General features: G+C 53.5%; 25 protein-coding genes. 11 read left to right on the plus strand and 14 right to left on the minus strand.

Going from position 1 to position 23,880, the window contains the following annotated elements; translation table 11 throughout:
* Positions 1-174 precede the first annotated feature (174 nt).
* The 6 genes from V0288_RS20990 to V0288_RS21010 form a co-directional block, all read right to left on the minus strand.
* On the minus strand, positions 175-537 hold the full coding sequence (locus tag V0288_RS20990) for a response regulator (RefSeq protein WP_332867129.1): 363 nt from the start codon (positions 535-537) through the stop codon (positions 175-177).
* 83 nt (positions 538-620) lie between these two features.
* The gene (locus tag V0288_RS20995; RefSeq protein WP_332867130.1) at positions 621-1,826 is read right to left on the minus strand and encodes a response regulator; all 1,206 of its coding nucleotides are present in this window, start codon (positions 1,824-1,826) and stop codon (positions 621-623) included.
* A gap of 350 nt (positions 1,827-2,176) precedes the next feature.
* Positions 2,177-2,710: a DUF4330 domain-containing protein gene (locus V0288_RS21000; protein ID WP_332867131.1), complete on the minus strand. Its 534-nt coding sequence runs from the start codon at positions 2,708-2,710 to the stop codon at positions 2,177-2,179.
* Between the two features lie 265 nt (positions 2,711-2,975).
* Positions 2,976-5,726 carry a glycerol-3-phosphate acyltransferase gene (locus tag V0288_RS21005; RefSeq protein ID WP_332867132.1) on the minus strand — a complete coding sequence of 917 codons (2,751 nt, stop codon included), beginning with the start codon at positions 5,724-5,726 and terminating at the stop codon, positions 2,976-2,978.
* A 63-nt stretch (positions 5,727-5,789) separates the two neighbouring features.
* The gene (locus tag V0288_RS25195) at positions 5,790-5,888 is read right to left on the minus strand and encodes a type II toxin-antitoxin system RelE family toxin (RefSeq protein WP_422662043.1); all 99 of its coding nucleotides are present in this window, start codon (positions 5,886-5,888) and stop codon (positions 5,790-5,792) included.
* Positions 5,889-6,041: 153 nt separating this feature from the next.
* On the minus strand, positions 6,042-6,242 hold the full coding sequence (locus V0288_RS21010) for a hypothetical protein (protein ID WP_332867133.1): 201 nt from the start codon (positions 6,240-6,242) through the stop codon (positions 6,042-6,044).
* 103 nt (positions 6,243-6,345) lie between these two features.
* On the opposite strand from V0288_RS21010, the gene V0288_RS21015 reads away from it, so the two are divergent.
* The 5 genes from V0288_RS21015 to V0288_RS21035 all read left to right on the plus strand — a co-directional run bounded on the left by V0288_RS21015 (position 6,346) and on the right by V0288_RS21035 (position 10,105).
* Positions 6,346-7,557, plus strand: a complete 1,212-nt coding sequence (locus tag V0288_RS21015) for a saccharopine dehydrogenase family protein (protein WP_332867134.1) — start codon at positions 6,346-6,348, stop codon at positions 7,555-7,557.
* 115 nt (positions 7,558-7,672) lie between these two features.
* On the plus strand, positions 7,673-7,849 hold the full coding sequence (locus tag V0288_RS21020) for a hypothetical protein (protein ID WP_332867135.1): 177 nt from the start codon (positions 7,673-7,675) through the stop codon (positions 7,847-7,849).
* On the plus strand, positions 7,846-8,904 hold the full coding sequence (locus V0288_RS21025; RefSeq protein ID WP_332867136.1) for a DUF3326 domain-containing protein: 1,059 nt from the start codon (positions 7,846-7,848) through the stop codon (positions 8,902-8,904). The genes V0288_RS21020 and V0288_RS21025 overlap by 4 nt, the downstream gene beginning before the upstream one ends.
* Positions 8,901-9,482, plus strand: coding sequence for a CPBP family intramembrane glutamic endopeptidase (locus tag V0288_RS21030; RefSeq protein WP_332867137.1), 582 nt, complete (start codon positions 8,901-8,903; stop codon positions 9,480-9,482). The genes V0288_RS21025 and V0288_RS21030 overlap by 4 nt, the downstream gene beginning before the upstream one ends.
* A gap of 176 nt (positions 9,483-9,658) precedes the next feature.
* Complete coding sequence (locus tag V0288_RS21035; RefSeq protein ID WP_332867138.1) at positions 9,659-10,105, plus strand: DUF3531 family protein; 447 nt, start codon at positions 9,659-9,661, stop codon at positions 10,103-10,105.
* 126 nt (positions 10,106-10,231) lie between these two features.
* On the opposite strand, the gene V0288_RS21040 is transcribed toward V0288_RS21035, so the two are convergent.
* The 4 genes from V0288_RS21040 to V0288_RS21055 all read right to left on the minus strand — a co-directional run bounded on the left by V0288_RS21040 (position 10,232) and on the right by V0288_RS21055 (position 12,972).
* Positions 10,232-10,744 (minus strand): dihem cytochrome c family protein, encoded by a 513-nt coding sequence (locus V0288_RS21040; protein WP_422662044.1) that lies wholly within the window; start codon positions 10,742-10,744, stop codon positions 10,232-10,234.
* Positions 10,745-10,755: 11 nt separating this feature from the next.
* Positions 10,756-11,148, minus strand: a complete 393-nt coding sequence (locus tag V0288_RS21045; RefSeq protein ID WP_332867140.1) for a hypothetical protein — start codon at positions 11,146-11,148, stop codon at positions 10,756-10,758.
* Positions 11,149-11,181: 33 nt separating this feature from the next.
* A complete protein-coding gene (locus V0288_RS21050) occupies positions 11,182-12,078 on the minus strand; it encodes an alpha/beta fold hydrolase (RefSeq protein WP_332867141.1) in 897 nt (298 codons plus the stop codon).
* Positions 12,079-12,171: 93 nt separating this feature from the next.
* Positions 12,172-12,972 (minus strand): HpsJ family protein, encoded by an 801-nt coding sequence (locus V0288_RS21055; RefSeq protein ID WP_332867142.1) that lies wholly within the window; start codon positions 12,970-12,972, stop codon positions 12,172-12,174.
* Positions 12,973-13,303: 331 nt separating this feature from the next.
* Here V0288_RS21055 and pgl point away from each other — a divergent pair, with 331 nt between their 5' ends.
* From pgl to V0288_RS21070, 3 genes are all read left to right on the plus strand, one after another.
* Positions 13,304-14,035 carry a 6-phosphogluconolactonase gene (pgl, locus tag V0288_RS21060; protein ID WP_332867143.1) on the plus strand — a complete coding sequence of 244 codons (732 nt, stop codon included), beginning with the start codon at positions 13,304-13,306 and terminating at the stop codon, positions 14,033-14,035.
* A gap of 144 nt (positions 14,036-14,179) precedes the next feature.
* Positions 14,180-14,818, plus strand: a complete 639-nt coding sequence (locus V0288_RS21065) for an FHA domain-containing protein (protein ID WP_332867144.1) — start codon at positions 14,180-14,182, stop codon at positions 14,816-14,818.
* Between the two features lie 16 nt (positions 14,819-14,834).
* Positions 14,835-16,097, plus strand: coding sequence for a site-2 protease family protein (locus tag V0288_RS21070; RefSeq protein WP_332867145.1), 1,263 nt, complete (start codon positions 14,835-14,837; stop codon positions 16,095-16,097).
* On the opposite strand, the gene V0288_RS21075 is transcribed toward V0288_RS21070, so the two are convergent.
* Together V0288_RS21075 and V0288_RS21080 are read right to left on the minus strand one after the other, a co-directional pair.
* Positions 16,004-16,783: a metallophosphoesterase family protein gene (locus V0288_RS21075; protein ID WP_332867146.1), complete on the minus strand. Its 780-nt coding sequence runs from the start codon at positions 16,781-16,783 to the stop codon at positions 16,004-16,006. The genes V0288_RS21070 and V0288_RS21075 overlap by 94 nt on opposite strands.
* 212 nt (positions 16,784-16,995) lie before the next feature.
* The gene (locus V0288_RS21080; protein WP_332867147.1) at positions 16,996-18,369 is read right to left on the minus strand and encodes an ankyrin repeat domain-containing protein; all 1,374 of its coding nucleotides are present in this window, start codon (positions 18,367-18,369) and stop codon (positions 16,996-16,998) included.
* 201 nt (positions 18,370-18,570) lie between these two features.
* Between V0288_RS21080 and V0288_RS21085 the strand changes: the two genes are divergently transcribed.
* The gene (locus V0288_RS21085) at positions 18,571-19,041 is read left to right on the plus strand and encodes a DUF4079 domain-containing protein (protein WP_332867148.1); all 471 of its coding nucleotides are present in this window, start codon (positions 18,571-18,573) and stop codon (positions 19,039-19,041) included.
* A 94-nt stretch (positions 19,042-19,135) separates the two neighbouring features.
* Here the strand turns inward: V0288_RS21085 and V0288_RS21090 are convergent, their stop codons facing one another.
* Positions 19,136-20,191: a DUF2157 domain-containing protein gene (locus tag V0288_RS21090; RefSeq protein WP_332867149.1), complete on the minus strand. Its 1,056-nt coding sequence runs from the start codon at positions 20,189-20,191 to the stop codon at positions 19,136-19,138.
* 177 nt (positions 20,192-20,368) lie between these two features.
* Between V0288_RS21090 and V0288_RS21095 the strand changes: the two genes are divergently transcribed.
* Positions 20,369-20,809: a Fur family transcriptional regulator gene (locus V0288_RS21095; protein ID WP_332867150.1), complete on the plus strand. Its 441-nt coding sequence runs from the start codon at positions 20,369-20,371 to the stop codon at positions 20,807-20,809.
* Positions 20,810-20,854: 45 nt separating this feature from the next.
* The gene (locus V0288_RS21100; protein WP_332867151.1) at positions 20,855-22,516 is read left to right on the plus strand and encodes a DUF3685 domain-containing protein; all 1,662 of its coding nucleotides are present in this window, start codon (positions 20,855-20,857) and stop codon (positions 22,514-22,516) included.
* Positions 22,517-22,709: 193 nt separating this feature from the next.
* Here V0288_RS21100 and mltA read toward each other — a convergent pair whose 3' ends face one another.
* The gene (gene mltA, locus V0288_RS21105; RefSeq protein WP_332867152.1) at positions 22,710-23,828 is read right to left on the minus strand and encodes a murein transglycosylase A; all 1,119 of its coding nucleotides are present in this window, start codon (positions 23,826-23,828) and stop codon (positions 22,710-22,712) included.
* Between the last annotated feature and the right edge of the window lie 52 nt (positions 23,829-23,880).

A 23,880-nucleotide genomic window follows, 5' to 3' on the forward strand; every position in this document is an offset into this window, starting at 1 on the left:
GGGGGGGGGGGGGGGGGGGGGGGGGGGGGGGGGGGGGGGGGGGGGGTGGGGGGGCGGTTTTTCGGGAACAAGGGGAAAAGGGAAAAGAGCTTTCTTAATCCCGATCCTTTCACCTTTACCCTTTACCCTTTCACCTCCCCCATCTCCCCCGCCCTCATCCCCTCGCTCTCGCGATTAACTGGCGACGGAGCGGATGGCGCGAACGATCTCCTCACGGGTGAAGGGTTTGGTGACGTAGACATCGATCCCCTGCTTCATTCCCCAGAGGCGATCGAGTTCTTGGTTTTTCGAGGTGCAGGCGATCACGGGAAGTTTATGGGTCTCGGGGTTTTTCTTGAGGCTACGGCACAACTCGAAACCGTTCATGTCGGGCATTACCACGTCCGTCACCACCACGTCGGGTTTCTGGGTTTCCACTTGGGTGAGCGCCTCTCTGCCATTGCTCGCGTTAATAACGGTATAGCCCGCCTCTCGAAGATAGAGACTGATCAATTCTTTTTCCGATACGGTATCTTCAACGACTAAAACGGTAACCATGAGCTTTTACTGGATAACTAGGGAGTAAATCAGATCTAGAATTCCCGTTGACGGGAAGCGAAGCGCGAAAGTGCGAAAAAACTTTAAAAAACTAGATATTTACTCACCATCTGTTCCAAGTCCGATTGACTGAACGGTTTGGTGAGGTAGTCGGTGGCTCCGGCGACCTTGGCTTTCGCCCGATCGATCATCCCCGTGTTGCCCGTGACCATGATGATCGGCGTTTCTTTGAACAGGGAATGATTGCGGATCAATCGGCAGAGACGGTAACCGTCGAGATTGGGCATACCGACATCGAGTAGGATCAATTTCGGTTCGAGACGGACGATCTCCCGTAAAGCTTTTAAGGGATCGGTGATCGTGTGGATCTCGACATCGTGGCCGCTCAGGAATTGCTTGATCGCCTTGAGCATGGCGGGACTATCATCGACGCAGACCAGATTGGTTCTGGCGACCTTTCGTGTCGGGACGCTCTCTTCCGGGGCCGAGAGGGAAGCCCGCGCGTCGGGCGAGCGGGAGAGGGTGGGCAAGCGATCGAAGGGGGATTGGGGCGCCCGTAGGCGGATCGCGCCCTTGACGATCAGGGGATGCAGATTCCGGGCGAGTACGAGCGGGTCTTGATTGAGGAGAACGGCTAATTGTCGGAAATTAAAGCCGATCAAGATTTTTTTCAGCTTATCCCGTTGTTGCTCGCGTAAGGATTGAACGATCCCCCCCTGCTCGATCAGGTAGGGGCGTTGATAGGAAGATTGGATGTGGGGGGCGAGTTTCTGCCAGCCCTGGAGTTTGGCCCGACAGTCCTGGAGGAAGCTTCGGTAGTCGAGATGGACGAGCGGAACCGGCGAGTAGGGGATAAATTCGTGCGCGATGGTGTCGAGCAATAGGTAGGATTGCAAGACCTCCCCCGCGAGATGGGCGACCAGGCTCCGGGTCTCGGTCGCGTTTAAATATTTCTGCTGGATCAGCCAGAGAATCGCCCGATAATCCGCGGTTTGCGGGGAATTCTCGTTCGGTGGGGCGTTCGCGAACAGACTTCTCGCCCGCTCGCGCACGGCACCGCTTAATTGGGAGTTCACCGCGCTCAACCCCCGTAGATGTCGCTCCAGACGCTCGAAGGGATCGATCGAGTTGGTCGCGTGGGTTAACTGTCCCTGGTGGAAGTAAAAACGCCACTCGACAGCCCGCTCGGTCACGAGAAGACACCCGCTCGCGCGGGCTTGGGCGAATCTTTCGAGGACTTCGCCCGCCCCGTTCGAGGATTCGGTGGGGGTTAGGGATGGATTCAGCATATCGAGAATCCTTACAAAATGGATTTCTTACCTAGGGTTCCCGGATCGATCGGGAAACTAACGGCTTGGAAAAACAATTTTTTCGGTGATGTTCATCACTCGACCGTCTTAAAAATTCCGTATCCGATACTACAATCAACAATCCGTTATTAAGGCTTTTTTAACATTCCTGGAGGGGTTTTCCGCTATTTCCGAAACCGCGCGGAACGCGGAATTATCGTCGGGAAGACTTTCTTTCGCGGTGTAAACATTCTTAGCGAAGTATGTATTTCCAACCGGCGGGGGAATCGAAACGCTCGCGGACTCGGGACGGCGCGGGGTAAGGAAAGCGTCTCCTTCCCCGCTCTCCCTCACGATCGGTTCGGTAAACGCACGTCGATCACGCTGGTATTGAAATTATAATTATCGCCCTCTAATTCGATCAACGTGCCGATCTTCACTTTCTGGCCGCCGATCACCGCGCCGGTCTCGGTCACTTCCGCCTGTCCGCCGAGGGTCATAATCATATCCTGGGAGTAATTTTCGGTACGGGGATCGGGAAGTACCTTGACACTTCCATCCGGTTGCGGGACGAGGACGTTACGCGAGAGGGGTTTGACGTTTTTGATATCCGCCTGGCCCGCGGGTTGATTGCGGATGACGATATTGGTTTTTTTCTCGGTGTTGAACTGTTGGATGAGCGCGTCCGGGTTAAGGACGCTCAGACCGCGCACGATCACGTCCACCTCGATCGGTTGTTTGGACACCTGGGCGATCGTGCTTTTGCCGGTCGTGCCGGGGACGACAAAAATTCCGATCATCGTTAAGAGAATGACTACGGCCGCCCCGATGTCGAGCAGGCTGAACTTACCGAATAAACGTCCTTTAGAATCTAATACTTTCATAGTTTTTCACCTAGGAGATTTTGCTTACCATCACGCGATATCGATTTTCCAGGGTAACACGACGGGCGATCGATTCCCTTTCTCGAACAACTCTTGTCTAGCGCGGGAAAGGCGATCGCTCCACTCGCTATGACCGTGGGAAAACGGTAGAAGTTGCCGGTTGGAAGAGGCGGGAGGGAGAGAGAGTTCGGACTGTTTCCAAACACGTTTCCTCTGGACAGAGGAAGCTTGTCACCCCGATCGCCATTGTCCGGCCCGATCGCTCTCACTCGGCTAGAATTTCCACGGTTCCCCGTCCGCCATCGATCCGGACTAGCTGACCGTCCTGTAACCCGTCGATCGCCCCGGAAACATCCATTACCGCGGGAATCCCGTACTCTCGGGCCACGATCGCCCCGTGGGATAGTTGCCCTCCCACCTCGGAGATAATTCCCGCCGCTCGCGACAGTAAGGGCGACCACCCGGAATCGGTGTAGGGGACGACGAGAATCGTTCCCGGCCGGAGATCGATCGCCTGTAGGGTTCGGAGAATTTTCACCCGTCCCTCGATCTGTCCCGCGCTCGCGCCGATGCCCTGTAAGCGTCGTTTCGCGGTTCGATCGGACGCGAGAAATTCCCGGTCCGGCGGTTGTCCGTAGACGATATAGGGAAGATTCGTTAACGCGAGATCGGTTTGAAATCGCTGACGGTGCGGGGAGATTATTCGGTCGATTTTGTCAAGGGATTTTCGATCGATAAATTGTTTAATTTTCTCGTATTCTAAAAAGAAAATATCTTCCTTATCCTTCAATATATTTTCTTGTAGCCAGAGATTTTCTAGAGCGAGAAAATGCCAGCGTAAATGCGCTAATAGACGGGAATAAATTTCGGTGACTTTGTTTTTTAAGTCGAGTCGTTTTTGAACCGATCGATTGGATTTTCCCTTTTTGGGAGGAACCTTCGCGGGAGGCTCTACATAATGTTGTAGGAGAGTTTCGGGATGTTCTCGCCAGCGGGGGATCGAAATATCGGTTCCCACCTCGCTTAAATAGCCGTAGCGATCGAGCCATTCCCGGAAAGCGGGAGAATCGGCATTAGAATTTTTTAGAATAGGGGAGAGCGCGTGTAGGGATTCCACCTCGGGAGCGCGGGAGTTATCTAGAGCCTCGAAAGGAACTTGAAAAATTCCCCGACGGGCGGCGAAACTTAACGGGGCGAGAATACTATAGTATGTCGCTTTTTTTAACACGGTTAAGATTTCCTCGATCCCGGTTAATAATTCTCGTTCGGATAAATTTTCCAGCGGTGTCGCCGTGATTTTATCGAGCGCGGGGAGAAAATAGCGATCGAGATCTCTTTGAAAATCCTTTTCTAAGCGAAACTCCCGTTGTAAGAGTCGGAATAATCCCGGTATATTTTTTAGCGTGGATAGTAACGGTGGTTTCGTGAATTTCGCGCCCCGCGTGAGGAATTCGAGACTTTCCGGGGGTAATCCCATCCGGCGGAAAATTGTCCCGAGAAGAGTGGCGTTAAAATAGGCGCGGCCGTAGTGTAACGTTGCCGTTTCCGTGAAGTCGAGATCCGTCGCCCGATCGCCCAGGACGATCGTGAAAATTTCCCCCCAAACCCCGCAGGTTAACGGACGATTGATCGACCAAGCCAGAGGACGGATCACGCCGGGAATCACTTCCGCCGCGATCTTCCTTGTCCAGATCGGTTGTAAATTGGTGATCGGGCGCGCCTGTAATATCCAGAGTTTTTCGCCGTCGTGCGTCCATTCCATATCCTGCGGGATACCGTGATAAAGACTCTCGATCGCCCGACACGAACGCGCCACCTGTTGAATAATATCTAAAGGGATTTCTCCCGCGCCGGTTATTCGATCTTCTTCGAGATTCACCCGATAACTTTCCGGGGTAAAACGTCCGGATACTACTTTCGTCGCGTCGCCGGGTAACGCCTCGATAACTACATCGGGACTGGTAGAATTAACGGGATCGCGACTGAAAGCCACCCCCGAAAACGCGCCCCGGATCTGTTTCTGGATTAAAACGGAGATGGAGGTGTTTTCCTGTCCCCGATCGAGTCGGTACTGTACCGCGGTCGGGCTATTATAGGAAGTCTGACAGGTCAGAATCGCCGATTCTAGGGCTTGAGAATCGGTAATATCGAGGATCGTCGTGTATTGTCCCGCCGCGGACGCGGTTTCGCTGTCCTCGCCGATCGCGGACGATCGCGCGACGAGGGGATTATTCGGGGACGGACGGAGGAAGTCGATCAACGGTTTGGAATCGTCTCCCGCGGGAAGAATCCAACCGTCGGGAACACAATAGCCCGATCGCTTGAGATAGGATAAGGTAGCCGCTTTCTGACCGACCTTGAGCGGATCGAGGGTATTATCGAGGGATAGGAGCGCTCGATCGCCCCGAAAAAAACGAAACATTTTACGCGACTCCGGATTCACGTTTTCTTCCGATAAGTCTAGATCGTCGGCGACGCGCGCGGAGATACCCCCCAGGAGAGACGCGAGGGCGATCGCCACGAGGATATAACCGGAATCGTTAGCGTGACGTAGGGCGAGGATCAGGGCGAGGAGAAATAATCCCACGAAGCGGCCGGTAGTTTTTTCCCGAAAAATGGTGAAACTCACACCACCGATGAGACAGGAGAGGAAAACGGCGATCGGATCGTGTACCAATAATCCCCATAGTACATTGGTCGTTCCCGCGCCTTTGCCGATCCAGTAGCGCCCCATCACCAGCGCGATCAACGCCAGTAATTCCCACGCCGATCCCGCGGGGAAAAATAACCGAGTCAATAATACGGCGAGGATTCCCTTACTCGCTTCCGAAATGACGGCTAAAATGCCGACCAACCGCCCGCCATGATAGAAAGCGGCGGAAACTCCCACATTTCCCGTTCCCACGCGCGAGAGTCGTCTTCCCGTCAACGCGAGAGAGATCCAATCGATCGCGGGCAATCCACCGAGTAAGGGACAGAGGAGAAATACTACTAGCGCGCCCCAGATTTCGCTCATCTTGTCTCCCGGATTGTCTAGATACCTGCAAATCTATTTATCAACAACCGATTTTTTTCCCTGTCATCGATAAATATCCCGTCGATGTCCTAAATCGATAATCACGACTTTTTTCTCTCGATCGTCGATCGTGTAGACAACTCTATAAACTCCTATCCGAATACGCCATCCCTCTCTATCCCGTTAATTTTAAACATCCTGAAGGCCTAGGATTTTCCGCTAGTTCTCGGATAGCCTCGCGAACTTTCCAGTAATCTTCCTTGGGTAAAGTCGCTAAAGCTTTAATAGCACTTTTTTTGATCGTAATATCGTAAGTCATGAGTGACTATTTTCGATTTCGGCGATCGCCACTTCAAAAGGCAGTTCTTCGTCCTCGGATAAAATGGCATTATCGTAGGCTTTAATCGCGTCTAGCTCCTCTAATTTTTCTAAAATTTTTTGATATTCTTCTATATCCAAAAGAACGGCGATCCGATTGCCTCGCTCATCGGTGACATACTTTTCTTTTAACTCCATTAGAGAATTCCCTCTCGGATCGATTTCTGTCACGATTATAACCCGGCGCGATGTCGGAAGCCTTGGAAAACTGATAGCTTAGAAAGAAAACGGGAGTTAACCGATGAACGATCGATTGTACGACGTGATTCTCTACGGGGCGAGTGGATTCGTGGGACGGCAGACGGTGGCGTATTTTGCCGGAAACGCGAACTCGGTACGCTGGGCGATCGCCGGACGGGATCGACAGAAGTTAGAAAACGTCCGATCGAGCGCGGGGGTGAATGTCGATGTTTTAGTCGCCGATAGCCGGGATATAGAGGCGATCGAGGCGATGGTCGCGAAAACGCGGGTGATATTAAATACGGCCGGCCCTTTCGCACTGTACGGGAACTCGATCGTCGATGCCTGTGTCCGTTCGCGTACCCATTACGTCGATATTACCGGCGAGACCGCTTGGGTACGGGATCTGATCGATCGATACAGCGATCGAACCGAAGCGGACGGAACGAGAATCATCCCCTTTTGCGGCTTCGATTCCATCCCCTCGGACTTGGGAACCTATCTGATCGTCCGCTATCTCCGGGAACGATTCGGAGTCGATTGTCGGGGAGTGAAAGCCTATTTTCAGGCTTACGGCGGCTTTAACGGGGGAACGCTCGCTTCCGCTTTCAATATCTTCGATTCCGGACAGAGCGATCGAGTTCGCGATCCTTTCCTACTGGATAATCTGAAAGAACATCCCCCCGAAGAGAGAGAGCGACAACGCGATCCGGAATCCCCGTTTTTCGATCGAGATATCGATACTTGGGTCGCGCCCTTTTTCATGGGGGTGGTGAATACCCGCGTGGTGCGACGGAGTGCCGCGTTATTCGATCGATGGGGCGAACCCTACGGCGAGGATTTCACCTATCAAGAATATCTAAAATTCGATCCTCCTCTCGATTGGCTGTCGGCGACCGCGGCCACCGTGGGAACCGGCCTCTTTCTCGCAACATTCCAACAGCCGGCCGTCCGTCAACTATTACAGCCTTTCCTCCCGAAACCCGGTAGCGGCCCCTCGGAACAAACGATGAACGAGGGCTGGTTTCGCTGTCAACTGCTGGGATTCGCGGAAGATGGACGGGTGGTAAGGGGAGAGATTAGCGATCGAGGCGACCCCGGCAACCGCGCCACGGTCAAATTCCTCTGCGAGTCAGCCCTAGCGTTGGTTTTGAACAAGGAAGAATTGCCCGGGGGTTCGCGACGCGGCGGGATTTTAACCCCCGCGACCGGACTGGGAGACGTGTTAGCGCGACGTTTACGCGACGCGGGAATGAAAATAGAGATCGCGTAAGGGGGAATCCCGTTTCGAGAGTCGGGTACTCGGGAGAAATCGAGACTGGCATCGGGAGAAGATCGCGCTCGCTCTCTTGGTAAACTAACAGAGTATCCCACAGGAACGGCATTCTATGACCACGCACTTTATCACCGCCGAGATCGACCTACAGGAAAGCCCCCGCGAATTACAAAAAGCGATCGAGACGGAACTGGAAAAACGCGGCGAACCTTTACGCTGGGCGATTACCGAGGTCGATAGCGAGAGAGAACGGGTGAAAGTCGAAGCGATCGTGACCGAGAAAGCGTGAATCCACGTCCCTACACGGCGGTTCTCCTCATTCCCACCGGAATCGGCGCGTCCATCGGCGGTTACGCGGGCGACGCGATCCCGGTGGCGCGGGCGTTTTCGACAGTGTGCGATCGCCTGATCACCCATCCCAACGTTCTCAACGGCGCGCAACTCTACTGGCCACTTCCCAACGTCTATTATGTCGAGGGTTACGGTTTAGATCGTTTCGCTAAAGGGGATTGGGGGCTAGAAAGCGTCCATCAAAATCGTATCGGGTTACTGTTCGATCGAGCGATCGAACCCGAACTTCTCCAACGCCACCTACAGGCCGCCGACGCGACCCGCGCGACACTGGGATTATCCCTCACCGATTACGTTGTCACCGACGCGCCGTTAAACGTGGAGTTACGCCAATCCGATTCCGGCGCCAGTTGGGGAACGATCGGCAATCCCGACAGTTTACTCCGGGCCGCGGAAAAATTAATCCAGCAAGCGGGGGCGGAAGCGATCGCTATTGTCGCGCGTTTTCCCGACGATCCCGACAGTCTCGCCCTCGCCCACTACCGTCACGGCGCCGGAGTCGATCCCCTCGCCGGCGCGGAAGCGGTCATTTCTCATCTAATCGTCCGCCAATTCCGCGTTCCCGCCGCCCACGCACCCGCCCTCTCCCCCCTACCCCTCGATCCGTCCCTTTCCCCCAAAGCCGCCGCCGAAGAGATCGGCTATACTTTCCTGCCCTGCGTGTTAGTCGGGTTAAGTCGCGCCCCGCGATTCGTCACCGAACCTTCCGCCGAAAGTCTCTGGCGCGATCGCGTGGACGCGGTAATCGTTCCCGCCAACGCTTGCGGCTCTATCACGACTTTGAGTTTTTGTCAAGAAAAAACTTGGATAATTGCCGTAGAGGAAAACCGCACCCGGATGAGGGTCGATCCCGAACCCCTAGGGATCGAGGCGATTAGGGTACACTCGTATAGGGAGGCGATCGGTACGATTGTCGCCCATCGAGCGGGAATTAGCCTTGAATCGCTAAGTCCGAAACTCGCCGCTTTACACCGTTTTTCTGGAAATCCGTGACCAATTCCACCAATCCCGACCTCGATCCCCTCACCCGATCGCAAGTTCTCTCGATCATGGGAGTGACGGCGGTTATCCTACTGGTGATCGCCAAAATCTGGCAATATTTCGGTTCTATCACCATTCCCCCGCTTCAATTTACCCCGATCGCCCTATTATGGGGTTTAGCGATGGCGGGATCGATCGCCGTTACCAGCGGAATTTTATACCAGATCTGGCCGACCTACCGCCAGAGCGCCGACGCGTATTTAAAATTGGTGATCGAACCGTTAGCCTGGCCGGATTTAATCTGGATCGGTTTACTGCCGGGATTGAGCGAGGAATTATTGTTTCGCGGGGTGATTCTCCCGGCGATCGGCTTGAATCTGACCGGTTTAGTCGTATCGAGTTGTATTTTCGGAATTTTACACTTTAGCGGTTCCCAACAGTGGCCCTACGTTTTCTGGGCTACCGTCGTCGGTTTCGCCCTCGGTTACACCGTGATCCTAACGGGAAATCTGTTAATCCCGATCGTCGCGCACATCGTCACCAACCTCGTCGCCAGCGGTATCTGGAAAGCCCGACAGTCGATCGCTTAGTGTAGGGAGATTAGGGAGTGGAAAATAAAGATAGAGAAAATCTAGTTTCGGGAAAAAATCGAGAGTTTCTAGAAAATTACACCCTACTCCTCACTCTCTACACCTACTCCCTCACCTTCTGACTCCTGACTCTTTCACCCCCGTTTTAACGCTATTTAATCCCTACCCGCTAACTTATGGACGTTCAGTTTCGCGAGTTCAATCCGTTCGATGTTTGGATCTGGATCGAGTTTCCCACGATTCCCTCGCCGATGGAGCAACAGTATGTCGATGAATTATTCGATTCTTGGTTTTATTTAGGGAAATTGGGCGGTTTTAACGCCGAAAACTTACAGGTACAGGATACGGGTATCGATATTAGTTATATGGACTACGATACGGGTGTGGCCGAGGACGCGCTGATGTCGCCGATGCACAATAAAACGGATTTCGAGTATCAGGGAACCTGGGGGCGCTGTTGGTTCGACCTGGGAACCAGCGATCCGATCGCCCTCGACATTTTAATCAACGCGCTTTTCCAGTTAAATAAAGATTACGTGGCGATCGAGCGGGTGGTCGTCGGGGGAGAAAACGAGGATTGGCCGACCGGCGATCGGGGCGGCGATCGATTCAGCAATAATTAGCAATATCCCCCCGATCTTTAACGATTTTTTCTCCCCTAACTCCTAATTCAAGTTTTTTCTACCTCCTGCCTCCTGTCTCCTGTCTCCTGTCTCCTGTCTCCTGCCTCCTGCCTCCTGTCTCCTGCCTTAAGGCGCGTTTTCCCATTCGGGGGTTAGGGTTCGATAATCGTAGCGCGCGGCGTTGGGATGGCAGGTAACGCAGGTGAGGTGAGTGACGGGAGACGGGAGGGAGACGCGCGGGTGTAGGGCTTTAAACCAGGGCGATTGTTCGATGAAAAGGGGAACGGGCGCGTCCTTGCTGACGGGACGGGAAGAATAGGCGAGATAGTCCCACATCAAACGTTGATTAATGCCGATCATGTTCGGTAAACGGATACCGTAATGGGAATTCGGCTTTTCTAACAGATGTTTCCAGGTTTGCGTGGGTAAAACGCTCGCGGGAATGGGAATATGGCAGGTGGAACAGTTTTCCAGATAGGTTTGTAGACCGATCTGATAGCGACTCGGAAGAGGCTCCACTGGGGAGGATTGTGCCTCTACCGGGGGAGTGAACGCCCACGAGATCAAGATCCCTCCCAGGATACTCGCGAGGAAAATTACCGAGAAAACTCTCGATCGAACGCTACGGAAAAAAGCCATATCTCTCTCGTTTATCGTGCCGGGGAAACGCCACAGGTAGCCCGCGACCATCCCCATTCTTCCACGTTAACCGATACTTGGGAACCGGGCGCGACCTCGCCTTTCGACAGATCTACCAGTGTCACCGTCACCGCGGCGAATAACCCCCCCCGATAAATCGGCTGTCCCTTATCGTTGGTCCTTTTAAAAGTCAGGGGAGACACTTGCGGGGGTTGTCCCGAACGAGTCCAGCGAATTCGGGTAAAACGTCCATCAACGAACTCGGCTTGATACGACCAACCGTTCTGCATTCGACCGTTACAAAATAGCTGTTGCGTCGCCACGCTCGCGGGGACGTTCACGGAGAGGTTCAGGCAACTTAGCGCGAGGAAAGCGGCGATCCCGGCGGGATTTAGGTTTTTCATGGATTGTAGGCAAAGTAAAGGGTATAAGTCTAATCAGAGCGATTTTGCCGCGAAATCGAGGATCGATCTCACGGTTAAGCCGGGTTTTTCCAGATGGGGAACGTGTCCGCACTCGGGAATCCAGAGAAGGCGATTGTTCGGGAGGGCTTTTTGAAACCGGTACGCGTCTTTCGTGCCGAGAATGCGATCGTTCTCGCCCCAAATAATTAACGTTTCTTGCTGTATATTCGATAACTTTGGCAAAAAGCCACCGTATCCGCCGCTTTTTGTGAAGGAAATTAACGCCTGGCTCCAGTTCGGACAGTTCAGGTGTAACGCGGCACAAGTACAAGCGTCGGTACTGGCGAGGGTTTTGTCGAAATAGGCGGTACGGCTAATATTCTCCCGGACGCGGGGATTGGCGAGAAAATCGGTGGCGAGTCGATCGAGCGGCGGGAATAGGTATTTTCCGAGGATGGGAGGGTTAGCCAGTCCCGCGCTATCGATAAGGACGATTTTCTCGACGGCTTCGGGATAGGTTAGGGTAAAATCGAGCGCGACCGCTCCCCCCATCGACGCGCCGACTAAAATTATCGGTTTGGCGATCGAGGTTTTCCAGAAATAATAGAGGTGGGTTTTAATCGTTTCCGGGGAGACCGGCACATCGGGCGATCGATCCGTGAACCCGAACCCTAATAAATCTACCGCGAGCGTTTCCCGCTTTTCTGCCAGAAGAGGCAATAAACGACGGTATTCGAGAAGGGAACTATCGAATCCGTGAAGAAGCAGAAAAGGGGTTCCTCCCTCTCCCGCGCGGACGTGGGTGGTGAGGATCGATCGCTCCGCGAACGGGGTATCGATCGATATCTGTTGAATCTGTCGGAGGAGATTTATCGACGTTTCTTCGCTTAACTCCCCGGTCACGGTCGGTAAAAAACTCGGATAATTCACGGTTCGTCGGGAAACTTCAACAAGGATGGGGGACGAAAAAAAGAGCATCCGATCGAAGATGCCCCTTGACAAAAACGCTCGATCGTGGTATGGCTAGGAAAGTTTTCGGGAACCACTGAGACCGAGCCAACCGATCACGGCAAAGCCGATCGCCAAGAGCATCGCCTGCATAGCGATCCGGGCAAATTGCTTGAACCCGTCTAATTGAGCTTGATCCCGAGCCTTTTTCTGACGCTCCTGAAGTGTGGTGTTCAGTTGATTTTTAATCTCTTCAACTTTCTGTTTAAATTCTTTCGGATTCTTGGACAACTCTCGTAGGTTGATCAATTGCTCGCGTTGTTGACGGAGGGTTTGTAACTGTTCTACCGATAACGTTTGCCCTTGGAATTGGCCGCTCTCGATCACCTGCGTCCGTTGGGCGATCTGTTGGTTTAACTGTTGGGGATTTTGCGAGAGACTTTGAACCTGCGCGAGGTAAGATTGAATCTGCTGTTCTCCTTGACCGACTCCCTGCTCGATCTGGGTTAAGGTTTGGTTCTTAATCTGGTTAATATTATTCCAATGAACGGGAATCATTAAGATGTAGAGTATCCCGAAGACAGACGAGAGAATGAAAATCGGCAATCGTAACTCGATTTTCGATTTTTTCGGGGACGCGTCCTTCGCTATCGAGTCGATCCAATAACCGACCAATACGAGAGTAATACCGATTAGGGGAACGACCCCGCGATCGACCCAAGCGGTGACGAGCGCGAGTTGCCATTGGGAGTTCGTGAAGTTATAGGGAAACGGATCGGGGGTTAGCGGTAGAATCAACACGTCCGTGAGGAACGAGACAATGAAGATCAGACCCGATAACTTTAAGACTAGAGAGGTAAAGGTAGAGGTGTTCATCACGGTTACGGTAATAAGTCGGTAATGTTATAGAGATTCGATCCGTCAAAAAAGTTCGGTTCGGCAAGACGCTGGATACTGGTAGTTACCCGATCGATTTCGCTTCGGTGTCACCCTAACGTTAACTTTCACGCGTCCTCCCGCTACGGATGAAGGGGTGAAACGTCCCGTCTGTCAACGCCACGAGGCATCAACTTTAAGAATATTAGCGCCATAGGGGATCGGTAAACTTACTGAATCGGAAAGGATAAAGTTTTCCGGAGGTATCGGTGCCGATCGAGACGCGTGACCTACACTAAAAACATCCCCCCCTCGGAGATGGTACGAACCCATGAAGAAACTGGTGGAAATTTTGCCGGATAAACAAGCCCTGATCGATCGCTCCCTGGCTCTCGTCTTGGAGAAGATCGACAACGCTCTCGCCGAGAGGGAATTCTGCACGATCGCCCTATCGGGAGGCAGTACCCCGAAACCGCTCTACGAGGCGCTCGCCGAACAGCCCCTCCCCTGGGAAAAAATTCACGTTTTCTGGGGCGACGAACGCTATGTCAGCCCGGATCATCCCGATAGCAACCAACGGATGGCCCGGTTAGCCTGGCTCGATCGGGTGCCGCTCCCCCCCGAAAATATCCACCCGGCCCCCACCGATAGCCAAGATCCCGCCCTCGACGCGAGCCGGTACGAGGAGGAGATCCGCCAATGGTTCGGCGTTCCCGCTCATTCTCTCCCCGTTTTCGATATCGTTTTACTGGGGATGGGCGATGACGGGCACACGGCCTCGCTTTTCCCGCGCACCGAGGCCCTCACCGTGAGCGATCGCTGTATTACCGTCGGCGATAAAGACGGTCAACCCCGGATCACCTTCACCGCGCCCTTGATCGATCGCTCCCGTGCCGTGATTTTCGTCGTCGCCGGGGAAAGTAAACGCCCCGCGCTCCGCCAGGTTTTCGCCCCTTCCGCCGATCCGATGGAATATCCCTCCCGCCTCATCCAGCCCGAAGGCGAACTCTGGTGGTTGCTCGATCGGGCCGCCGGGGAAGAATTACAACCGGCCAGAATTTAAGGAATCGGGCGATGGGGAGGAGTTTTTGGGGAAAAGGGGGAAGGGAAAAAGGGAAAAGGCTATTTTTAATCCTTTCACCTATTCTCCTGCCTCCTGCCTCCTGACTCCCGATCCCTACCTTTTGCCTACTAACACGAAATAACCATGATCGTCTGTCCCAACTGCGAACACGTTAATCCCGACGAGGCCACGCAATGCGAGGCTTGTTACACTCCCCTGCCTAGGATGTCCGTCTGCCCGAACTGTGGCGCGACCGTTCAGACCGACGCGACATTCTGCGGTCAGTGCGGTTATAGCTTACAGGGCGCGGTTCCTTCGGCGGTAGAATCGGAACCGGAACTGGAACCGATACCGAGCGCGGTTTCTAGCCCTCCTCCCGCGCCCGCCGCCCCTCCTCCCGTACCGGCCGCACCCGTCGCTACTCCCCCCGCGGCCACGACCCTGCAAGTGGAAACCCCTAGTTTCCTGCACGTCCAGACCGATCGAAACCTCGAACTACCGGCCCATCTCTCGGTCATTCACATCGGCAAACCGAACGATCGAGTTCCCCCGGATATCGATGTTTCGGGTTTTCCCGATTCGGATATCGTTTCCCGCGTTCACGCCGATATCCGTGCCGAGGGCGGCATCTATTACATCGAGGACTCGGGGAGCGCGAACGGAACCTATATCAATCACACCCCCCTTCCCCCCGGCAACCGTCACCGTCTCCGCGCGGGCGATCGAATCTCTCTCGGGAAGGGTGACAAAGTAACTTTTATCTTTCAAATTACCGGTCAGTAACGGTAATTGTGCGGCTATGCGTGCGAATTGGCGAATCGGCTCTTTATTCGGTATCCCGTTCTATATCAATTCATCGTGGTTCTTGATTCTGGCGTTTTTTACCCTACTCAACGCCACCGATGAACGGATACAGCGCGTCGCGGGCGATATTCCCTATCTAGCCTGGTCGATCGGCTTCGGGATATCCCTATTGTTATTTCTCTCGGTTTTACTGCACGAGTTGGGCCATAGTCTGACCGCCCGATCGCAGGGGATCGAGGTCAATTCCATCACCCTGTTTCTCTTCGGGGGACTGGCCTCGATCGATCGCGAGTCCCGTACCCCCAACGAGGCCCTACGCGTGGCGATCGCCGGTCCGACGGTGAGTTTCCTTCTCTTCGGCGCTCTATCGCTCACGGATCGACTGTTCAACCTAAACCCGATCGCGAGCTATATGGTCTCGTATCTAGCGGAAATTAACCTATTTCTCGGTCTATTTAACCTGATCCCCGGTTTACCCCTCGATGGCGGGCAGATCTTGAAAGCGATCGTCTGGAAGGCGACGGGCGATCGCTTTACCGGTATCCGCTGGGCCGGGGTCAGCGGTCAGGCTATCGGCTGGCTAGGCATTCTCATCGGGATCGTCCTCGTCCTACTCACCGGGGATGTTACCGGCGCGTGGTTCGGGCTGATCGGTTGGTTCGTGCTGAGAAACGCGACCGCTTACCGAAATCTGACGAATTTACAGGAAAGTCTCTTAAGTTTAACCGCGGACGGGGCGATGAAACATAATTTTCGGGTATTAAACGCCCATCAGACGATCGGCGAGTTCATCGCGGAATATATTCAAGCGAAGGACGCGGCCTCGACCGTCTATTTCGCGGCCTCCGAGGGACGGTATCGGGGATTGATTCGAGTCGGCGATGTGCAGGGAATCGATCGATCCGCTTGGGGAGAAAAACAATTACTAGAGATCGCCCGTCCCCTGACGGAGATCCCGACGGTGGGGGAAAAAACGCCCCTCGTCGATGCGGTGAGAAAATTAGAAGCGATCGAGGATCGATCGATCACCGTACTCACCCCCGCGGGCGCGGTAGCCGGGGTGATCGATCGGGGGGATATCGTCGAATATCTCGCTAAAGAACGGAAAATCGTCGTTCAAGAGGCGGATATCCGGCGCGCCAAATCCGAGGGGATTTATCCGAGTTATTTACCCCTGGACGAGATCGCCAAAGCCTTAGAGAAAAACGACCGGCCGAAAATCGGCGAACCCTCTTTGCTCTCGGGCAACCAAGGTTGATGGCGGTAATTTTGAATATCGCCGATCTTGAACTGTCCCTGTCGGTTCGTCTGCCAGAATTGTCCCGTCTCCACGTCCAGACAGGTTAACCATCCTTTCCCCCAGGCCCAGGTATCGATACAGATCGCCGAACCGAAATGGAGTGGTTTCCCGTTTTTCTGGCTCGTATGACCACAGATCACGGTTTTTCCCGAATAATGAACCACGGGGCGCGTTAATTTCTCCCAGAAAAGCTTAGAATCCGGCTGGCGCGATAGGGGCAGATCGGGATCGAGGTTCGCGTGAACGAAAATATAATTTTCCGTTTCGTAACAATCGATACAGATATTTTCGAGAAAATGCCAGTGAGATTCGGGGATATCGCGGAAGGTCGCCGATTTTTCCCGCTTCGAGTAGGATTTAAGGGTCGCTTTCCCGCCTTTATTTAACCAAGTTCGGTATTTTTCGGGGTTCTCGCGTCCCTCTAACATTAAAATCTCGTGATTTCCCTTGAGAGCGACAAGATTTCCCCGTTCGTGTAGGGAGATCATTCGATCGAGTACCCCTTTAGAATCCTTCCCCTTATTCACGTAATCGCCCAGGGTGATCAGGGTATCCCCCGATCCCGGCGCTACGATCTCTAGTAAATAATCTAGAGCCGTCGAACAACCATGAATATCACCGATCGCTAGGGTTCTGTCGCGCATTTTACCCGTTTTCCCCTGAATTTTCCGTGTGATCGATCCAATTTACTTTATTTTAACGTCGGCAATGGGAGGCGGGAGGCAGGAGTCAGGAGTCAGGAGTCAGTAGGCAGGAGGCAGGAGGCAGGAGGCAGAAAGTAATCGTTTTCTACTCCCTATCTCCCTATCTCCCCATCCCCCTATCTCCCCATCCCCCTATCTCCCCATCACCCCATTTACTCGATCGCCCCGGCGTTTTCTAATAGAGTAGCGATCGAGGTGTAATGATTCAATCGCGCCAACATCAACGCGGTTAATCCTCCCTGATTTCGATCGTTTAGGTGAATATCCGGCGATTCTAAGAGAACTTTGACCGCGCCGGTGGAACCGCGATGACTCGCCCACATTAACGCGGTCGCGCCGCCACTATCGCGCGCGTTCACGTCCGCCCCGGCCTCGACCAGATCGCGCGCGACGACATGATTATCCTGTTCGCACACTTTCATCAAGAGCGTTTTGCCGTCCGGGTAAAATTGGTTCGGATTCGCGCCGCTCGATAGCAGAATTCGGCAGATTTTCTCCGATCCTCGACCGATCGCCAGCGTTAACAGGTTTTCTTTCCCGTTCGCGTAGTTCGGATCGGCCCCGTGTTGTAATAATTCCGCTACAATCGCCTCCTGTCCCTGCACGATCGCCAGGATCGAGGGAGTATCGCCGAATTCGTTGGGTTTATCGATTTCCGCGCCGGCTTGCAGGAGATCGCGGACGATCTCGAAACGTCCCTCGATCGTGGCGAGGTGTAACGCCGTCTCTCCCGATTCGTTCGCGTGGTTCACGTTTACCCCGGCCGCCAGCAATCGCCGGACGATCTCCGCGTGGCCCTCCGCGGCCGCGATCGTTAATGCGGTTTCGCCCTCGCTCGTCGTCACTTCGGGATCGGCTCCCCCGTCGAGTAAAATATCGATCGTCGGCGCGTGTCCCTTTTCCACGGCCACGATTAGCGGCGTTTCCCCGGATTCGGTGCGGAGATTCACGTTCACCCCGCGCTCGATTAATAATTTCAAAGCGTCGAGATTGCTGGCTTCGATCGCCGCCAGGATCGCCCCGTTACCGTCGGGAATCGCGGGCGATCGATCGAGCAGGAAACGGACGATCTCGTTGTGTCCCCGCGCGATCGCCAGATTGATCGCCGTATCGCCGTCTTTATCGGTTCGATCGAGCGACGCGCCGGCCTCGACCAAGGCCCGCACTACCTCCAGATGTCCCTTGTAAGCGGCGATCATCAGCGCGGGGGTTCCATCGTGATTCACCTGATTCACTTCCGCTCCGGCCGCGAGCAGTAAACGGACGATTTCCAGTCGATCGAGCGAGGCCGCCAGCATTAAAGCCGTTAATCCCCCCGGATGTTTACGGTGATTCACGTCGGCCCCGTGTTTCAGCAGAATTCGGACGATCTCCGCGTGGCCGCCCTGACTCGCGTACATCAGCGCGCTGGTATCGTTGGGGTCGCGGGCATTTCCCGGGATTCCCTGAGCGAGCAAATCCGACACTTTGGCGAGATTTCCCCGACGCGTCGCCTGAATTAACAAGATATCCCGATTAGAAGTCATCAAAGGTAATCACGGGTAACGGTGAAGGGTAAGCGGTCGAAAATCGTCCGACGGTATCGCCGATCGACGACCACCTCTATTATCGATCCTCGCGAGCTATCGATCGGGCATTTAGGTTACGGTTCCCCATTTCCGGGCTTGCCGATCTCTCTTTTATGTTAACTTTTATTACAGATCGATCGTCGCGGGAGACAGACAAGAATGAATTACGAGATTCCGGGGGCCGTGAAAACTTGGTCGCAATTCGGCCACCCGATTTTAATGTGGGTTCTCTTAGGAGCGAGCCTGTACGCCCTATATTCGGGCTGGCAATGGCGGCGGACGAGAACCGCGGACAAGGACACGAGAAAAGAGTTAATTTCCAAGGATTTTCGCTCGAAACACTATCAGATCGGTTCTTTTATCCTCGCCTTTATGGTGCTGGGAACGATCGGCGGCATGGCCGTTACCTATATCAATAACGGGAAATTATTCGCCGGCCCCCACCTGATCGCGGGGTTAGGAATGACCGGGGCGATCGCCGTCGCGGCCGCGCTCGTTCCCGCCATGCAGAAAGGTAACGAATTCGCCCGCGTGACTCACATCGTTCTCAACGTGGTCATGCTGGCTCTGTTCGGTTGGCAAGCCGTGACGGGAATGGAAATCGTACAGCGCATCATTAGCAAGATGTAGCGGGAAGCAGGGGGCAGGAGGCAGGGGGCAGAAGATTAGTAAGATTGACGCTCTCTCTCTTCTCCCTCACCTCCCCATCTCTCCACCTCCTCACTTAACGTTCTTTCGGGATTAAATTGCGAAATCCGTCGGGGACGTAACTTTCTACGAATCGGGTTAAGTTTCGATAGTGACGCTGGTATAAAACGCCGAGATAGATAATCCCGATGCCGAGCGCGGTTAGGGCGAAGGGAAACAATAAGGAATCGGCGAACACTTGAAAGGAGAGATAGCTTAAATAGGAGAAAACCCCGATTCCGCCGAATACCATAAATACCCTGCGTTTTAAAATTACCGATAATATCATTAATCCGAGATTTGTCAAACAATAGATAAATCGATTTAAATCATTAGCCTCTCCGAGCATGGGTAGGCTACCCCAAAACATCATTAAGCCGAATAGATATAACCAAAAAGCGAAATCTCCCTGACTCCTCCGGTGACGCACATCGATCAGGTAGGCGACGATTAAACAACCGATCCCGAACCAAAACGATACCCGTACTCGATTCTCCCAGGTATACTCGTTTTCGCCGAAGAGTAAGGGGGTTAAATCCATGGACATGAACCAAACGCAGAAGGCGATCGGGGCGGTTAAAAAGGGGAAACGCACGAATTTTAACGCCACCAATCCCGCGGTAATCGTTCCCAATTCCATCAGGAACCAACTAGCTTTCACCCAACTATAAAAATCGCGATAGGTTCCGGGATCTCCCGCTTGCCAGAATCCCGCCCAACGTTGCAATCCGTAGACCGCGAGGGGAGTCATCCCGACGGCCATGGTAAATAATAATCCCCCCGGTACTTTTAGACCCTGCTGAAAATAAAGGGTTTTTCCCGTGAAAATAAAACAGATCGCGTAGAAAAGGGCGATAAAAAATAATCCCGCGCCGCCGAAACTTTCCCACGCTCGCGTCATGAACCATCCCATCGCCGAGATGACGATTAACGCGCCGAAATAATAGGCGACATTGGCGAAATTGAAACGGGGTCGATCGAGCTCCTCGCGCTCGTCCCGTTCGAGAAAAGCGTTCCACAATGCCTCGGCCTGTTCGGGACTAATTAAACCCTGTCGCGCGGCCCGATCGAAATCTTCGCGTTCCAATCTCATCGGTATATCTCCTAGTGAGGGGCGATAATTTCCATACTGCTATAGAAAATCGGGAGCGGCCGCTTTTTTATGGCACTTTCCCGATCGGCTTCAATCCCGCTTTCGGTGGACATTCACCGATTTCCTAAGCTAAACTGGTAATGAGTATGTATTAGAGAGAGGCACGGCAATAAGAATATGGAAACTTCGCGGGTAGAGGAAAAGCCGATTCGGTCTTTAGATGACGCGATCGATCGCTGTCAGACCCTGGGAATGCGGGTGAGCCGTCAGCGTCGCTATATCTTGGAATTACTCTGGCAGGCTAGAGAACACTTATCGGCGCGGGAAATTTACGATCGCCTGAACCAACAGGGGAAAAATATCGGTCACACCTCGGTGTATCAGAATCTGGAAGCCTTATCCGGACAGGGAATTATCGAATCGATCGAGCGTTGCGACGGCAGGCTCTACGGGAACATCAGCGATTCCCACAGCCACGTTAACTGTCTCGACACGAATCAGATCGTGGACGTTCACATCGAACTCCCGGAAGATCTGTTACGGGAGGTCGAGGCGCGTACCGGGGTGAAAATTACCGATTATCGAATCGATTTCTACGGTTATAAACAGCGGAAGTAAGGTTCTCGCCTGTATAATGCGATCGAGACCCGCGCCCCGGAAACGATGACTATCGCGATCGATCGCCCTATTTCCCTATTAATTGTCGATAATGACCCGATTTTTCGCTTGGGTCTCGTTCAATTGCTGTCGCGCGTGGAAAATCTAGCGATTGTCGCCGACGGGGATAGCGAAACCATCTCGACGTTGACGATCGATCCCCCCCCGACGATCATTCTCCTCGATCCCGTTCGCGGTGGGGTTCCCGATCGGTCGATCGGTCGGACTCTACGGGAAAATTATCCGGACAGCGCGATCGTTTTGTTCACCTTTCCCCTCGATACCGGGGAACAGTTAGCGGCGAGAGAATTAGGAATCACGAGCTATATCGGTAAAGGTATTTCCCCGGAAGAATTAACGCTCGCTTTATACCGGATCGCGCTCGAAAATGAAACGTACTGGCCGATTCCGTCCGGGTCGGCGCTGGTTCCTCGATCGAGTTTACCCCCCACCCACTGGCTGATCCGCGTCGGTCGATCGGGATTATCCCGCGTCGAGGAGGAAATCCGGGCGATCGACGAGCGGTTGAGTCAGCCTGGTTTATCGGGGTTCGATCGCTTATTCTGGCAGGGACGGAGACGGGAATTGCTGGCCTCGTCGTGGGTGGTGCGGAAGTTAATCCCGGTGGAAACCGACTATCGAGTGTTACCCCCTCCCCCCGTGGAAACGACCGCGATTCCCGTCGAGGAGGTGTCGCTATTAACCCGCTCGCGTCCGTTGGGTACTTCCGTCGTTTTCGAGGAAACCCTCGCGGAAATTCGTTTTTCTCCCCGCAATACAACCGGTATTCCCTTTGAAATCGATGTTTTACAGGACGCGAGAAAACGGGAGTTGTTATATTTGGTTCTGGATAAAACCCGGAAATCGATCGACGAGATCCGATTTTTAGAGATTCACGAGGAGGAACTCCCCGGCCGCCTGGTTTTTCTGACGAGCGAGATCTGGGAGGAATCCACCCGCGATTTTCTCTCCTTACACTCGTTAGGAACGGAAACGCGAGATCGGGATTCGATCGATATTTTTATTCTCGAAGAAAGAGAATTGATTCAAGCGGAAATTCTCGAAAAGATTCCGTTTATTCTTGACTTATTCGCCTATTTGGTGTACGAAAAATGGTTAACTATCGAGCGAACGGAGTATCGATCGAACGCGCCGGAGACGATCGAGCGCGCGGGAATTTTACTACAGAATTTCATTCATCATATCGCGAACGCGGTGATGGTGGTGATTCTCAATCATTTCTCGGAATCGGAGAAAGCGAAGGGGGAATTGTTTCGATCGGAATATTTTTCTCCGAGAGAGATCGCCAAATTGCGAAATGAATTGTCGTGGAAATACCGACGGGAAAGATACTGGGAGGAACCGAAATTAATTTTCGAGAGTAAATACCGGCTTTTTTATTATCGGAACGGGATTATTTTGACTATTTATCTCTACGCGCGACGACAGGAAGAGTTAAACCGTCTGACGGGGATTCGTTGGTTCGTCTCGATCGCTCTCGAAGCGCGCGACGCTCTTTCCCCGCGTCTTCGGGCTTTTTTTTCCGTCACCGGTAAGGCGGTAGTCTATTTTCTGGTACAGGTAATCGGACGCGCGATCGGGTTAGTTATCCGCGGGGTTTTACAGGGAGTCGGCAATACTTGGCAGGAAGTGAAAGGGAAGAAGTAGGAGGCAGGAGGCAGGAGGCAAGAGGCAGGAATTAGGAGGCGATCGAGAAAATTAAATAACGTCAGTTCTGGTTAAATAGGTATTTTTAAGGCGCGACAGTTTATCGAGAGTCGATCGAGTTCCGTCCCGATCGACTCCCGCGGGAATTCTACACAAGAGTTCTCGAAAAAACGATCGCTCGCGAAAGATCCCATCATTTTAATAACAGATAATACAATTTCCCCGGCGTGTTGATCAATCCGGCTCGATCGCCCGCGGTCGGACCGGTTCCCATGAAAATATCCACGCGTCCCGGCCCGATAATCGCGCTTCCGGTGTCCTGATCGAGAACGAAACGACTGACGGGGCGTTTTTCCATCGTTTTATCGGGAATTTCCGTTTGAATGACCGCTAACGCGCCGGGGGGTAAGACGGATTTATCGGTGGCGATCGATCTTTCCGCGGTCACGGGAACCCCGATACTACCGGTAGCCGGCGCGCCATCCGTCTCGCGGAAGAAAATAAACCGGTTATTGCGGGGGAGATAATTCGGCAATCGATCGGGATTCTCGCGCAGATAGCCCAAAACCATCGGTAAAGTCAGCCCTTCCGCGGGAAAAACGCCGTCTTTAATCAATTCTTTGCCTAAACTGGTGTAGGGGTAATCGGTATTCCCATCGAACCCGACACTCATCATTTTCCCGTCCGGTAAGCGCAGTTTCGCCGATCCCTGAACGTGGACGAGATAGGCTTCCAGACGGTCTTTCAGCCAAACTAACTCGTATCCGGACAGACGGCTATCCGCGCCGAGTAATCCGTCTTCTCCCTCTAATTCTCTGCGGCTAGGGTGCGGTTTCGCCCATCGGGAGAAGTCCGCTGGTTTCCGGTAGAGGGGGTAGCGATATTCGGCGGTTTTTCGACGGCTGGCGGCGTATATCGGCTCGAAATAGCCCGTGAATTTTACGTTTCCCTGATTGTCATCGCCGATCGATCGATACCAGATAAATTCTTTCTGTACGGCTCGCTGTAAGTCCTCGATCGAGCGGGAAGTTTTCACCAGTTGACGGAAACGGACGAGGGATCGTCGGACGCGCTCGCGGGTGATGCCGGATACGGGATAATCGCGGTAGGCTTTGGCCGCGTTGGGGGTGTCGAGATAGCGGAGACTTCGATCGATCGCGGCGATCAGTTTTTGGCGATCGCTATTCAGTCGATCGTCGTAACCGGCGATCGGGTCGAGTTGTCGCGTTTCGATCGGTTGTAACGGGGGAATAACGGGAGTGAGGGCTATTAATCCGAGACCGAGGGGCAGGAGCGCGAGAGAGGGTTTCATGGACAACGATTCGCTATCTATCGGGTCGATTAATGATCATGAGTGAAAAAGT

Source organism: Pannus brasiliensis CCIBt3594 (genome assembly GCF_036688125.1).
Classification (GTDB): Bacteria; Cyanobacteriota; Cyanobacteriia; order Cyanobacteriales; family Microcystaceae; genus Pannus; species Pannus brasiliensis.

Coding starts and splice junctions, on each gene's coding strand:
- V0288_RS21055 (WP_332867142.1), bottom strand. CDS start 12,972: ATGAACACCTCTACCTTTACCTCTCTAGTCTTAAAGTTATCGGGTCTG.
- V0288_RS21100 (WP_332867151.1), top strand. CDS start 20,855: ATGACTATCGCGATCGATCGCCCTATTTCCCTATTAATTGTCGATAAT.
- V0288_RS21095 (WP_332867150.1), top strand. CDS start 20,369: ATGGAAACTTCGCGGGTAGAGGAAAAGCCGATTCGGTCTTTAGATGAC.
- mltA (WP_332867152.1), bottom strand. CDS start 23,828: ATGAAACCCTCTCTCGCGCTCCTGCCCCTCGGTCTCGGATTAATAGCC.
- V0288_RS21010 (WP_332867133.1), bottom strand. CDS start 6,242: ATGGAGTTAAAAGAAAAGTATGTCACCGATGAGCGAGGCAATCGGATC.
- V0288_RS21090 (WP_332867149.1), bottom strand. CDS start 20,191: ATGAGATTGGAACGCGAAGATTTCGATCGGGCCGCGCGACAGGGTTTA.
- V0288_RS20990 (WP_332867129.1), bottom strand. CDS start 537: ATGGTTACCGTTTTAGTCGTTGAAGATACCGTATCGGAAAAAGAATTG.
- V0288_RS21020 (WP_332867135.1), top strand. CDS start 7,673: ATGACCACGCACTTTATCACCGCCGAGATCGACCTACAGGAAAGCCCC.
- V0288_RS21040 (WP_422662044.1), bottom strand. CDS start 10,744: ATGGCTTTTTTCCGTAGCGTTCGATCGAGAGTTTTCTCGGTAATTTTC.
- V0288_RS21045 (WP_332867140.1), bottom strand. CDS start 11,148: ATGAAAAACCTAAATCCCGCCGGGATCGCCGCTTTCCTCGCGCTAAGT.
- pgl (WP_332867143.1), top strand. CDS start 13,304: ATGAAGAAACTGGTGGAAATTTTGCCGGATAAACAAGCCCTGATCGAT.
- V0288_RS21080 (WP_332867147.1), bottom strand. CDS start 18,369: ATGACTTCTAATCGGGATATCTTGTTAATTCAGGCGACGCGTCGGGGA.
- V0288_RS21075 (WP_332867146.1), bottom strand. CDS start 16,783: ATGCGCGACAGAACCCTAGCGATCGGTGATATTCATGGTTGTTCGACG.
- V0288_RS20995 (WP_332867130.1), bottom strand. CDS start 1,826: ATGCTGAATCCATCCCTAACCCCCACCGAATCCTCGAACGGGGCGGGC.
- V0288_RS21085 (WP_332867148.1), top strand. CDS start 18,571: ATGAATTACGAGATTCCGGGGGCCGTGAAAACTTGGTCGCAATTCGGC.
- V0288_RS21035 (WP_332867138.1), top strand. CDS start 9,659: ATGGACGTTCAGTTTCGCGAGTTCAATCCGTTCGATGTTTGGATCTGG.
- V0288_RS21070 (WP_332867145.1), top strand. CDS start 14,835: ATGCGTGCGAATTGGCGAATCGGCTCTTTATTCGGTATCCCGTTCTAT.
- V0288_RS21015 (WP_332867134.1), top strand. CDS start 6,346: ATGAACGATCGATTGTACGACGTGATTCTCTACGGGGCGAGTGGATTC.
- V0288_RS21000 (WP_332867131.1), bottom strand. CDS start 2,710: ATGAAAGTATTAGATTCTAAAGGACGTTTATTCGGTAAGTTCAGCCTG.
- V0288_RS21005 (WP_332867132.1), bottom strand. CDS start 5,726: ATGAGCGAAATCTGGGGCGCGCTAGTAGTATTTCTCCTCTGTCCCTTA.
- V0288_RS21065 (WP_332867144.1), top strand. CDS start 14,180: ATGATCGTCTGTCCCAACTGCGAACACGTTAATCCCGACGAGGCCACG.